The sequence below is a fragment of the Microvirga pakistanensis genome, assembly GCF_004458765.1.
Taxonomy (GTDB): Bacteria; Pseudomonadota; Alphaproteobacteria; order Rhizobiales; family Beijerinckiaceae; genus Microvirga; species Microvirga pakistanensis.
Map to the genome: position 1 here is coordinate 238,273 of NZ_SPJX01000187.1, position 12,651 is coordinate 250,923.

Annotated in this window: 11 protein-coding genes; 4 read left to right on the plus strand and 7 right to left on the minus strand. The window is 66.1% G+C overall.

What is annotated here, in order from left to right:
- Positions 1-56: 56 nt before the first annotated feature.
- From E4K09_RS12855 to E4K09_RS12875, 5 genes are all read right to left on the minus strand, one after another.
- The gene (locus E4K09_RS12855) at positions 57-425 is read right to left on the minus strand and encodes a hypothetical protein (protein WP_134497555.1); all 369 of its coding nucleotides are present in this window, start codon (positions 423-425) and stop codon (positions 57-59) included.
- A gap of 113 nt (positions 426-538) precedes the next feature.
- Positions 539-1,498: a DUF6395 domain-containing protein gene (locus E4K09_RS12860; protein ID WP_166802292.1), complete on the minus strand. Its 960-nt coding sequence runs from the start codon at positions 1,496-1,498 to the stop codon at positions 539-541.
- Positions 1,499-2,015: 517 nt separating this feature from the next.
- On the minus strand, positions 2,016-2,402 hold the full coding sequence (locus E4K09_RS12865; RefSeq protein WP_134497559.1) for a hypothetical protein: 387 nt from the start codon (positions 2,400-2,402) through the stop codon (positions 2,016-2,018).
- 46 nt (positions 2,403-2,448) lie between these two features.
- Positions 2,449-4,308, minus strand: coding sequence for a methylmalonyl-CoA mutase family protein (locus tag E4K09_RS12870; RefSeq protein ID WP_134497561.1), 1,860 nt, complete (start codon positions 4,306-4,308; stop codon positions 2,449-2,451).
- 402 nt (positions 4,309-4,710) lie between these two features.
- A complete protein-coding gene (locus E4K09_RS12875; protein WP_134497563.1) occupies positions 4,711-5,091 on the minus strand; it encodes a DUF2267 domain-containing protein in 381 nt (126 codons plus the stop codon).
- 136 nt (positions 5,092-5,227) lie between these two features.
- Here E4K09_RS12875 and E4K09_RS12880 point away from each other — a divergent pair, with 136 nt between their 5' ends.
- Complete coding sequence (locus tag E4K09_RS12880; protein ID WP_134497566.1) at positions 5,228-6,769, plus strand: helicase HerA-like domain-containing protein; 1,542 nt, start codon at positions 5,228-5,230, stop codon at positions 6,767-6,769.
- Between the two features lie 194 nt (positions 6,770-6,963).
- A complete protein-coding gene (locus E4K09_RS12885) occupies positions 6,964-8,346 on the plus strand; it encodes a M20/M25/M40 family metallo-hydrolase (protein ID WP_134497568.1) in 1,383 nt (460 codons plus the stop codon).
- 114 nt (positions 8,347-8,460) lie between these two features.
- On the opposite strand, the gene E4K09_RS12890 is transcribed toward E4K09_RS12885, so the two are convergent.
- Positions 8,461-9,138: a haloacid dehalogenase type II gene (locus E4K09_RS12890; RefSeq protein ID WP_134497570.1), complete on the minus strand. Its 678-nt coding sequence runs from the start codon at positions 9,136-9,138 to the stop codon at positions 8,461-8,463.
- Positions 9,139-9,301: 163 nt separating this feature from the next.
- Between E4K09_RS12890 and E4K09_RS12895 the strand changes: the two genes are divergently transcribed.
- Both E4K09_RS12895 and E4K09_RS12900 read left to right on the plus strand, forming a co-directional pair.
- Positions 9,302-10,177, plus strand: a complete 876-nt coding sequence (locus tag E4K09_RS12895; RefSeq protein ID WP_134497572.1) for a branched-chain amino acid aminotransferase — start codon at positions 9,302-9,304, stop codon at positions 10,175-10,177.
- Positions 10,178-10,374: 197 nt separating this feature from the next.
- Positions 10,375-11,094, plus strand: a complete 720-nt coding sequence (locus E4K09_RS12900) for a DUF1194 domain-containing protein (RefSeq protein WP_134497574.1) — start codon at positions 10,375-10,377, stop codon at positions 11,092-11,094.
- A gap of 27 nt (positions 11,095-11,121) precedes the next feature.
- Here E4K09_RS12900 and murJ read toward each other — a convergent pair whose 3' ends face one another.
- Positions 11,122-12,648, minus strand: a complete 1,527-nt coding sequence (gene murJ, locus E4K09_RS12905) for a murein biosynthesis integral membrane protein MurJ (protein WP_134497576.1) — start codon at positions 12,646-12,648, stop codon at positions 11,122-11,124.
- Positions 12,649-12,651: the final 3 nt, after the last annotated feature.

Sequence of the window (12,651 nt, forward strand, 5' to 3'; positions counted from 1 at the left end):
CTGCCACCCATTCTAGGGCATCCGAGTCCCCGAGGCTATCGGCGCAACGTCTAGGATCAGCCGCGCTTCTCGGCGTTCCAGTAGCCGGAGCAGGTCCGACCGCCGGAGGTGTTCCAGGTGCCGCGCCCGGCGTTGCCCGCAAGCCGCCCGGTGACGTTGGCGCGGTCCTGGCCGCGCGAGATGCTGGCCGAGACCGAGCCGTTCGGCTGGACCCGTCCGTTCACGTTGAACTGCTCCGGTCCGCCATACCGTGCACGCCCGTTCTCCACGATCACCGAATATCGGTAGGCGCGGTCGCAGGCGCCCTGTTCGGTCACGACCTCCACGCTCCATCTGCCGTCGAATCGGTTCGTTTGGGCTTGGGCCGCAGGCGCGAGAACGAAAGCCGCCAGTGCCGCCGCGCCGAGCCGGGTCATCATACGCATCGAGGAACTCCATACCCTCCAGGAATAGGGTGGAATAACGTGAGGGTTCGGCCGGGGTTCCTGAGGATAGCGATCCCGCGCTGGGCCGAATGCAGGCGCGCGGGAACTGTGCTTTAGGCCACGCTGTCGAGAGCGGCGCTCAGTTCTTGAGCATATCGAGCAATTTTCGGATCATTCCCGATCGCAGTCACGTCCCACTTCATCGTCTCGTGAAGATCGTCCTCGGACATGGGGGACACAAAGCGCGACAGACTCTCTTTCAACTTTCCCTGGTAGTCGGCAGGCGCCTGCTCGATGTACGAGGGAATGTATTTCATCATCCAGCCGACGGGGATTTCGCCGCCCCTGACGCGTTTCTTCAGCTTGAGCATCGTCGGGTGTTGGCCGTCGTAGTGCGAGGCGATGAAGGCGTAGACGTTCTCCAACTTTATCGGGACCTTCTTCAGGTCCCTTTTGATGTCGGAGTCTGCGAAGTACCGGTCGAATTCATCATGGCTGGGCCATTGGCCCGTCACGGTGGCTTCCAGCAGGCTCTTGCGGAAGCATTTGATGCAGCGCCGGCAGGGTTCGAGCGTTTCCCGCTGGCATGACCGGACGTAGGAGTGATAGCCGGACGAAAGGGCGATCCTGCTGGTCGCAACTTCGCTCATGCCGACGACCGGATTGAAGAACGGCAGCCCCACGGCCGAGAAGAGCGCATTGTAATGCTTGAAAACGTTGCGTTTGGCGAAGTCCATATACTTGCTGCCGCTGCCGAACTGATAGGCGGCCTCTCCGATCGTCCCCCATGCGACCGCATCCAGGTTACGCGACTCCGCCATGAGGAGGAGGGGTACGGTGCAGGACATGTGATGGGGGAAACCAATGGGATCGCGGACATATTCGAGATCCGAACCAATGACGAATGCCGTTCGTCCAGCATCTTGCAGGGCCTGGCAGAAGCGTTCTCCCGCTTCCGAGCTTTTCTCGTAGGATTTCCTGTTGAGGATGATCCTTGCCGCATCGCGAGCAATGCGCTGAAAGCCTGCCCAGCGAGACTCGCCGACTCTGCGGAGAGGAGCGACCCTCTTCAAGAAGAACATCTCGGTTTGGGAGGGCAGGAGTTCCAGCGCGGCCGTCGAGTCCGCGCCTCCGCTGAAGCATAGTCCGGGCTTGCCATCTCTAGGCCTCTCGCGAGGGCGGAGAGATTGATCAACGGGGCCGATCGCACACTTGGGCTTTACCGCTTCAAGCGCCTCCGCAAGCTGCCGGCTGATGCCGGATTGAAAGGTGAGGCTCTCGCCTGCGAACGGTCCGGCGATCAGAAAGGCGCTGAGAGCCAGGACATCCGGATGAATGGCACCAACATCATAGGGCAAATCGACGAAGGCAGCATGAAGGCCAAGGGAAATATCACGTTTCCTGGATTTTTCGGCTTCTGTCGGTGAGAAGCCGAATCCGACGCGATTTCCCGCCCTTTCATACGTTACGAACATGCTCTTGCCTTCGCCTGCACCGGCACGCAACTGCTATTACGTTCACTGGCATTCTGTGATCTGCCTGTCAAATGGTGTCGGCGCCGTGGCTCACCCACGCAGTTGCAGGTTGGCTCTAGGCGCTGCCGGATGTCTTCTGAGCCGTCCAGCGGCCCGAGCAGCCGAGCATGGCGAGCTGCCAGGTGCCCGAACCCGTCTTGCCGTTCAGGCGGCCGTTGGCATCGACCTTGGCGATGCTGCGGCGGATGTCGAGGTCGACCACGCCGTTAGGCCCGATCTGGCCCGACACGGCGGTCGGGGCGTCGCCCGGGCCGGACAGATAGCGGACGTTCCCCTTGTCGATGGCAATGGAATAGGCGTAGCTGCTGTCGCAGGTGCCCGAATCCGTCACCATCCGGACGCTCCAGGTACCGTCGTGCCGGGGCTGAGGGGCCGCCATCGCACTGCCGATGAAGATCAGGCCGAGACCCAAGGCCGCAGCCGTTCGCTTTGCAAGACTCATGAAACCGTTCTCCCGGTCCTCGAGGCCGGGAGGACGGTTCAGGCGCTCAGACGGAAGCCTCGTCGAGGGCCTCGCTCAGAACCTTGAGGGCGTCACACCCGGCGAAGATGAATGTATGGATACCGGCGCGGGTCAGCGATTCTTCGCGTTCTCCCGGGCGCCCAGCCAGGTAAATGGGATGTGACCCGGCCTCGCGCAAGGTTTTGGCTGTCTCTTCCGCGTGGGACACATAAATGTCATCGGACGAGCAGATGCATGAAAGCTTTGCTTTACTGTCGATGAATGCTTGGCTCAGCTTCTCCTGATCGGAGAATCCATCGTTCGTCACGGCCTCTATTCCGCCCGCTTCAAAGAAGTTCTTGGCGAAGGTGGCCCGGGCCGTGAAGGCGGAGATCGGGCCGAGATTGGCCAGGAACACCCGTGGGCGCGCCCCGGTCCGCGCCAGGTGGGCATCCGAGAGATCCCGCAGGCGCTCGAAGGCTTCAGCCGCACGGATGGACGGCAAGGGGTTAATCGTCATGGCCGCTGGGCCGGGTTCCGGCTCCGCTACCGGGGCAGCCGGCAGCAGCACCGTCACCGGCGCTTCATGGAGGTTCGGGAATTCGCTCGTGCCGGTGATCGGCTCCTTGCGGGTGGCTGCGGCCTTCTCCCGTGCGGCGCGCACGGTTGCGATCCGGCCCTGCAGCGCCCCCTGCCGCAGGCTCGCGACGATGCCGCCCTCGCGCTCGATCTCCTGGAACAGGCTCCAGGCCTTCTCGCAGAGGGCATCGGTCAGCGCCTCGAAGCCGCCGGCGCCCGCCGCCGGATCGGCCACCCGCCAGAGGTTCGACTCCTCCAGCAGGATGAGTTGCGTGTTGCGGGCCACACGGCGGGCGAAGGCGTCCGGCAGGCCCAGCGCCGCCGTGAAGGGCAGCACCGTGATCGCATCCGCTCCGCCGATCCCGGCCGAGAAGGTGGCCACCGTCGCGCGCAGCATGTTCACCCATGGATCGCGTTTCGTGGTCATGCGCCAGGCGGTTTCGGCATGAAGGCGGATCGGCTTGGGCGCGAGGCCGCAGGCCTGCTCGACCTGGGCCCAGAGACGACGGAGCGCCCGGAATTTCGCAACCGTCAGGAACTCGTCCGCGTCCGCGACCAGCAGGAAGGACAAGGCTTGAGTGACGGCATCGGGGGAATGACCCTGCGCTTCGAGCGCGCGCAGATAGGCCACGCCGGTGGCCAGAATGGCGGCCAGTTCCTGCGCCTCGCCGGCGCCCGCTTCGTGATAGGGGCGTCCGTCCGCCAGAAAGGCGCGGCCGGCGAAGCCCTTCCGGGTGAGGCTCGCCAGCATCGCGCCCATGCGGGCCGACGCTTCGTCCCACGCGACCGAGAGATTTCCCAGGGAGGCGAGGCTGCCGATCGGGTCCATGCCGAGATCGAGGGAGAGATCGGAGAGCGCGTGCCCGCGCCGTTCCGCCAGAGCGATCAGACGCTCGGCCATGACGCGCCCGCCGCCGCCCGCATCGAGGCGCAGGTGAATGAGATCGAGCATCACGCCTGACAGTGCCCGGTCGAGATCCTCGACCGTGTCCGCCCTGACGCCGAAGCCGCGGGCGGCGGGGGCCTTGCGTGTGACGAGGGTGAGCGCGTCGGCGCCGTTCTCCAGATCGAGCAGGGCAAGCTCCCGGGCCGCGTCCGGATCGGGATGGTCCACCCGCTGCGACATCCGCCAGCGTCCGGGCTCCTCGCGCGCGATGCGGGCCGCGCCTTCGGCCTTCGGGTAAAGCGGCTGGATGGCGATGCCGTCGTGGGTGCGGCTCACCAGCTTCCTGGCGAAATCCGCTCCCTTGAGCACGCCCTCCACCCGCTCGAGCCATTGCTCGCGGGTCGCTCGAGGGAAATCGGCGGCAAGAGAGAGGTCGTCCATGGGGGTTCCCGTGCGCAGCATGAGTTGCGCGGGAAGATAGTGGGTCGGGGGGAATGTGGGAATGCCCCAAAGGGCGGTAAGAGACGAAGGCGGTTCCGCGTCCGGCCGCGGCTCGCCCACACATCAGCGCTCTTGCGCCATCTCCCGTCATGCCCGGCGCTTTAAGCCGGACCCGAAGGGCCGCGCCGGACGTGTGGACTTCCACGTCTTCGACCCGGCGCGGTTCTCAAGACCTGGATGGCCGCAACAGGCGCGGCCATGACGAGGAAGGGCACGGCTTTGAAACCTTCTCCGTCATCAGCGGCTTTGTGCCGGTGATCCCGATACTGCAAAGGCGCTGCGCCTCTCCAGGTCGGGATGGCCGTGACGAGCCCGGCCATGACGGTGGAGGTTCGATGAGGCTTAAACGAACTGCGACAGGCCGGGGATGGAGCCCATGATCGTGCCCATCGTGTCCTCGCCCGCCTTCTCGCGGCCATAGGCGAAGAGTTCCTTGCCGAGGGGCTGCATCTGGCCCATGGAGACGCCGATCCCCATGAGTTGGCCGCCGAGCGCCATCACGCCGCCGCCCATGGAGCCGACCATGCCCATCATGCCGCCGCTGGCGCCGGTCTTGGCCTGCTCGATGGCATCCTGCGCACCCGGGAGCGCGGCGATCAGCTGGTTCACCTCGGCCTGGGGGCCTTCCTTCTGAAGATAGCCGAGGATGAGGCCGATGGCCTTGCGGGCGGTGGCCTGATCGAGGCCGGTCTTCTGCGTCACGCGCGCGATGAGCTCGTCCATGTGATTCTCCTGGTGCGATCGGATGGATGGTTTAGCTCTAAACTAATTAATCGGGAAATCCCAATCGAAAAGAGCCGGAGTGGAAATGAGCGACGGGGCTTCTAAGATCCTTAAAGGGGAATCGGAGAGGGATACGATGCTCGAAGAGGGTAAGATCTTCATCGGCAAGAGCGCCAAGCCGGAATATCTCGATTTGCGCCTCGCCAACCGCCACGGTCTGGTCACGGGGGCGACGGGCACCGGCAAGACCGTCTCGCTGCAGGTGCTGGCGGAGGGCTTTTCCAACGCGGGCGTCCCGGTCTTCGCAGCCGACATCAAGGGCGACCTTTCCGGCATGGCGGCTCCCGGAAACGGCAAGGAGCCTCTGGTCAAGCGCGCGCAGGAGATCGGCATCGAGTACAGGCCGGACAGGTTCCCGGTCGTGTTCTGGGACATCTTCGGCGAGCAGGGGCATCGGGTGCGGGCGACAATCTCCGAGATGGGCCCGCTGCTTCTCTCGCGCCTCCTCGACCTCAACGAGACCCAGGAGGGCGTGCTCAACATCGCCTTCCGCATCGCGGACGAGCAGGGCCTGCTGCTGCTCGATCTCAAGGATCTGCGCGCGCTGCTGCAGCTCATCTCCGACAATGCGGGCGAGCTCACCACCACCTACGGCAACGTGTCGAAGGCCACGATCGGCACGATCCAGCGCCAATTGCTGGTGCTCGAAAACCAGCAGGGCGACGAATTTCTCGGCGAGCCCGCGCTCGACATCAAGGATCTGATGCGCACCGATCGCGACGGGCGCGGCATCGTGAACATCCTGGCGGCGGACAGGCTCATGAGCAATCCGCGCCTCTACGCCACGTTCCTGTTGTGGCTCATGTCGGAGCTGTTCGAGGAGCTGCCGGAGGTGGGCGATCTCGATCAGCCCAAGCTCGTGTTCTTCTTCGACGAGGCGCATCTCCTGTTCAACGATGCCCCGAAGGCGCTCGTCGAGACCGTGGAGCGCGTCGTGCGCCTCATCCGCTCCAAGGGCGTGGGCGTCTATTTCATCACGCAGAACCCGGTCGACGTGCCCGAGACGGTGCTGGCGCAGCTCGGCAACCGGGTGCAGCACGCGCTTCGCGCCTATACGCCGCGCGAGCAGAAGGCCGTGCGCGTGGCCGCGCAGACCTTCCGGCAGAATCCCGCCTTCGATACGGAAAAGGCGATCACGGAACTCGGCGTCGGCGAGGCCCTGGTGTCGACCCTCGAAGGCAAGGGCGCGCCCTCCATGGTGGAGCGCACGCTGATCGCGCCGCCGATGGCGCAGGTCGGGCCCATCGAACCGGCCGAGCGCCAGCAGATCCTGGCGTCGAGCCCCATGAAGGGGAAGTACGACCAGGCCGTCGATCCCGAATCGGCCTACGAGATGCTGGCCAAGCGCGCCGAGCAGGCCGCTGTGGACGCCAAGGCGGCCGAGGGCGGAGGCGGCCTTCTCGACATGATCGGCGGCCTCTTCGGCGCCGGCGGTCCGCAGCGCAAGGGCTCGATGACCGTGGGGCAGAAGGTCGTGCGCGAGGTCACCCGCACCGTGGTCAACCAGACCGTCGGCAACATCGCGGCCGAGATCGGCAAATCCATCGGCGGCCGCCAGGGCAGCTCCATCGGCCGCGCCATCGTGCGGGGCACGCTGGGCGGATTGTTGAGGCGGTAGGACTTTCGCGTCCTTCATGATCCCCGGCCTTGTGCCGGGGATCCACGTCTTTTCACCGCTGGGATCTCAAGACATGGATGGCCAGGACCGGCCCGGCCGTGACGTGCGGGGTGCGGATCTCCTCTTGCGGCCTGCCCGTCTTGGGCGCACCTTGCCGCGCAACCGGACAGATTCTTCAACTTAAAAGGACCGCTATGTCCCAGCTCGACCACGTTCTCTCCAAGATCGATTCCGATCTCGACGCCTCCCTGGAGCGCCTGTTCCAGTGGCTGAAGGTGCCGTCGATCTCCACCGATCCCGCCTACAAGGACCATTGCCGCGTCGCCGGCCAGTGGCTCGTGGACGAGCTGAAGGGGATCGGCATCGAGGCCTCGCTCCGCGAGACGGGCGGGCATCCGGCGGTGGTGGGCCATGCGAGGGGCGAGGCGACGCCGCATGTGCTGTTCTACGGCCATTACGACGTGCAGCCGGTCGATCCGCTCGAGCTGTGGGAGCGCCCGCCATTCGAGCCGCGCATCGTCACGCTGCCCGACGGCCGCAAGGCCATCGGCGCCCGCGGTTCGTCCGACGACAAGGGCCAGGTCCTGACCTTCGTCGAGGCCTGCCGCGCCTGGAAGGCGGTGACGGGTTCGCTCCCGATCAACATCACCTTCCTGGTCGAGGGCGCGGAGGAGGACGGCTCCAAGTTTCTCCCTGAATTCATCGAGGCCAACAGGGACGAGCTGAAGGCCGACGTGGCGCTCGTCTGCGATACCGGCATGTGGGACCAGGACACGCCCGCCGTCACGTCATCGCTGCGCGGCATGGTGTATGAGGAAGTGATCGTGCGCTGCGCCGATCGCGATCTTCATTCCGGCACGTTCGGCGGCGCGGCGCGCAACCCGATCCATGTGCTCGCCAAGATCATCGCCGACATCCACGACGAGAACGGCCGCATCACGATCCCGGGTTTCTACGAGGGCGTTCCCGAGACGCCCACGCAGGTCCTCGAGCAGTGGAAGGGCCTCAATCTGACGGAGGAGAATTTCCTCGGCCCCATCGGCCTGAAGCACTCCGCCGGCGAGAAGGGCCGCATGCTCATCGAACAGATCCAGTCGCGCCCCACTTGCGACGTGAACGGCATCATCGGCGGCTACACGGGCGAGGGCACCAAGACCGTGATCGCCGCGCAGGCGAGCTGCAAGATCTCCTTCCGCCTCGTGGGCGACCAGGACCCCGCCAGGATCTCGGAGAACTTCCAGGCCTTCGTGCGCGAGCGCATTCCCGCCGATTGCTCGGTGGAGTTCATCAAGCACAAGGGCTCGCGCGCGCTCGCGCTCCCGCACGACTTTCCCGCGCTCACGGTTGCGAAATCCGCGCTGCACGACGAGTGGGGGAGGGAGCCCATCGTCATCGGCATGGGCGGATCGATTCCGGTCGGCGGCGATTTCAAGCGCATCCTCGGCCTCGACACGCTCTTCGTGGGCTTCGGCCTCGACGACGACCGCATCCATTCGCCGAACGAGAAATACGACCTCAAGAGCTTCCACAAGGGCACCCGCTCCTGGGCGAGAATCCTGGCGGCACTGGCGGGTTGAGGCTGATGTCAGGGCGTTTCTTGCGTCATGCTCGGCCTTGTGCCGGGCATCCACGTCTTGGGAAACGCTGCTGGGTCGAGACGTGGATGGCCGGGACGAGCCCGGCCATGACGATCAACGCAGCAACGCATCCAAGGCGGCGATGACGGCGTGCGGCGCGAGGTCTCCGTACTCGTCCGGAAGCCCGAGCCGGTTCACCCAGACGGCCGTGAAGCCGAAGGCCGCCGCTCCCGCCACATCCCACCGGTTCGAGGACACGAAGACGATCTCGTCCTCGTTGAGGGCCAGGTCCTCGATCGCCAGGTGATAGGCGTTCGGGCTCGTCTTGAAGATCCTCGCGGCCTCCACCGAGAGAACCGCATCCAGGCTGCCGGCCAGGTCGGCGGAGGTCACGGCCGCGCCGAGCATGGCGGGATCGCCGTTCGACAGGATGGCCGTGCGCAGGCCCCGGGCCCGGAGCCCGTCGAGGGTCGCCCGCACCTCGGGATAAGCGTCGAGGCTGCGATAGGCGTCGAGCAGGAGCGGACGGACGGAAACATCCGCGCCCGGACAGCGGGCGAAGGCATGGTCGAGCGCCTCCTCGGTCAGCGACCAGAACGACCGATAGCGCCCGGCGAGCGAGAGCACCCAGGAATATTCGAGCTGCTTGGCGCGCCAGATCTCCGACAGGCGCGCCGCCTCGGGACCCACCCGCGCCGCATGCCGGGCGACGGCGGAATGCACGTCGAACAAGGTGCCGTAGGCGTCGAAGACGACGGCTTTCGTGCCGGCCGGAAAAAGCGGAGGCGCCATGCTCCCGGTCCCTGGTTGGAGGAAGAGCGTTGATCGGAAATGATCATCCTCTCTCATGCATCCCATCACAAGACTTTATCCTGTCCAGGTTCCCCGGGCGATTGACGGGGATGCCGCAAAGGGATTCGATAGGGCAGACATTCTGACCCAAAGGACGAGACACGTGGCTTGGTATTCGCAGACCTGGAACTGGTTCAACGGCGCATGGCACGAGGGCAACCCGCCCCTGATCGGTCCCCGTTCCCATGTATCCTGGCTCGGCTCCTCGGTATTCGACGGCGCCCGCATCTTCGAGGGCGTCATGCCCGACATGGACCTGCACTGCGCCCGCGTGAACCGCTCGGCCACCACCATCGGTCTCAAGCCCATCATGGACCCGCAGGCCATCGTCGAGCTGGTGCGCGAGGGCGTGAAGAAATTCGCTCCCGGCACGGCGCTTTACGTGAAGCCCATGTACTGGGGCGAAGCCGAGGGCCTCGCCACCATCGCGCCGGATCCGGAATCGACCCAGTTCTGCCTGTCCCTCTTCGAGGCTCCCATGCCGGTGCCCGGCGGCCTGTCGGTGATGAAATCGAGCTTCCGCCGTCCGACGCTGGAATCCATGCCCACCGATTCCAAGGCCGGCGCCCTCTACCCGAACAACGCCCGCGTGATCCGCGAGGCGAAGGAGAAGGGCTTCGACAACGCCCTGGTCCTCGACGCGCTCGGCAACGTGGCCGAGACCGCCACGTCGAACGTGTTCATGGCCAAGGACGGGGTCGTCCATACGCCGTACCCGAACGGGACCTTCCTCAACGGCATCACCCGCCAGCGAGTCATCCAGCTCCTGCGCGACGACGGGGTAACGGTCGTCGAGGGAACCCTGCGCTACGAGGATTTCGCGAGCGCCGATGAGATCTTCATCTCCGGCAACTATTCCAAGGTGATGCCGGTGCTGCGCATCGACAGCCGGGATCTCCAGCCCGGCCCGTTCTATCGCCGCGCTCGCGAGCTCTATTGGGCCTATGCCCATTCGCAGCCGGTCACCAAGGCGGCGTGATCCAACATCCTCCCGCGTCATGCCCGGGCTCGTCCCGGGCATCCACGCCTTTGACGCGCGGCGTTTCCAAGAGGTGGATGGCCGCAGCACGTGCGGCCATGACGCAGTTGTGAACCTCAACAGGCGGCTTTGAGCCCGATCATGCCCTAAATGGCTCCGGCATCGTGCCCTGATCGCACCCTTGCCGGAGCCCCCCGATGCGCCTCTTCCTGTCGAGCCTTCTCGCCCTCGGCCTCATGACCGCGCCCGCCGCTGCGGAATCCGTCGATCTCGAACTCGTCTTCGCCGCCGACGGCTCGGGCTCCATCGACGACGAGGAGCTGCGCCTGCAAAGGAAGGGCTGGGCCGACGCCCTCATGAGCCCGGACGTGCTCGCAGGCATCAAGGACGGCCCCGCCGGGGCCATCGCGGTGGCCTTCATGGAATGGGGCGGGCCCAGCTCCCAGGTGCTGATCGTGGACTGGCACGTGATCCGCGACGAGGCGGGCGCGAAGGTCTTCGCCGACAGGCTCATGAGTGCACCGCGCGGCGCCACCGGCTACAACTCCATCTCGAACGCCATCGATTTCTCCGTGCGCCTCGTGGAGGGCAACGCTCACGAGGGCACGCGGAGGGTGATCGATGTCTCGGGCGACGGGCCGAACATGAACGGCAGGTCGTTGGAGCACGCCCGCGCCGATGCGCTCGCCAAGGGGTTCACCATCAACGCGCTTGCCATCCGCCGCCCGGGAAGCGGGCGTCCGGGCGGGCCCGGAGGCATGGCGCTCGAGGATTACTATGCCCAGAGCGTCATCGGCGGGCCGGGGGCCTTCGTGGAGATCGCGGACGAGACGCAGCCCTTCGCCACGGCGGCACGGCGCAAGCTCCTGACGGAGATCGCAGGACATGGCGGCGCGACACGTCACGCCGCGCGCTAGAGCATCGTGCGGCCCCAGAGGGCCGCGTCAGCGGCGCGCGAGCCTCACCCCCATGGCCTTCAGGCCGGCGAGCAGCACGCCGCCATAGATCAGCGCGCCGAGAGCGCCGAGAATTCCCAGCAGGATCTCGCTGTTCCAGATCGGGAGGAGGGCGGTCCAGCGCTCCAGGGGGGCCGGAGCGAACCACGCGAACACGGCCAGGAGAACGCTCGCCACGGCGATGGACAGGCACGTCTTGCCGAGCGAGGAATTCGGGGCCGTCCATCCGCGCCGATAGGCCAACACGAAGAGCAAGATGAGGTTCACCCACACGCCGATGGCGGTGCCGAGCGCGAGGCCCACCACCCCGTAAGTGTCCATCAGCAGGATCTTCACGAGGACGTTGACCCCCACCGCCGTGAGCGAGGCGATCAGCGGCGTCGCGGTGTCAGAGCGGGCATAGAAGCTCGACACGGCGGAGCGGATGAGCACGGCCGCCGGGAGGCCCAGGCCGTAGGCCGCCAGAACCGCGCCCGAACGCCGGGCCGCCTCGGCGTCGAACGCGCCGCGCTGGAACAGGGCGGACATGATGAGATCCGGCATCACCAGGAACGCCACGAGGAAGGGAGCGGCCAGGGCGAGCGTCAGGCCGATGGTGCGGTTCTGGGCGGCATAGGCGCCCGCCTCGTCGCCTGCGGCGATGCGGCGGCTCATCTCCGGCAGCAGCACGGTGCCGGCCGCGATCCCGATGACGCCCAGGGGGAGCTGATAGAGCCGATCCGCATAATAGAGGGAGGACACGGCGCCGGTCGGCAGGAACGAGGCGATGATCGTGTCCGCGAAGATGGCGAGCTGCACGCCCGCGGAGCCGATCACGGCGGGACCGAGCGCCTTGAAGAAGGTTCTCATCGGCGGGTCCAGGCGCGGGCGCTCGATCCGGGGGCACGCGAGGGCGCGTTTCGTCTCCCACCACACGAGCACGAGCTGCAATGCGCCGGAGACCGTCACGCCCCAGGCCGCGGCATAGCCCGCGTTCGGGAACAGGAACACGACCGCAAGCGCCACGATCATCGCCACGTTCAGCAGGACCGGCGCCGCGGCGGCGGCCCAGAACCGGTCATGGGCGTTCAGGATGGCCGAATAGATCGTGACGATCGTGATCAGCAGGAGATACGGGAACGTGATCCGGGTCAGCGAGACCGCGAGGTCGAACTTTGCCGGATCGTCCGAGAAGCCCGGGGCCAGGAGCCGCACCACGCCCGGCATGGCCAGAAAGGCCGCGACCAGAAGAGCGATCTGCACGATGAGCATCAGCGTCACGATGCGGCCGGCGAACGAGCGGGCGGCCTTCTCGCCGCCGGTCTCGAGCACCCGCGCATAGGTGGGCAGGAAGGCGTTGTTGAAAGCGCCCTCGCCGAAGATCGCGCGGAAGTGGTTCGGAATGCGGAAGGCCACGAAGAACGCATCGGCCACCGGCCCCACGCCCATGACGGCCGCGATCACCACGTCGCGGATGAAGCCTGTCAGGCGCGAGACCAGCGTCCAGCCGCCGACGGAAAGAATCTTCTTGAACATCGG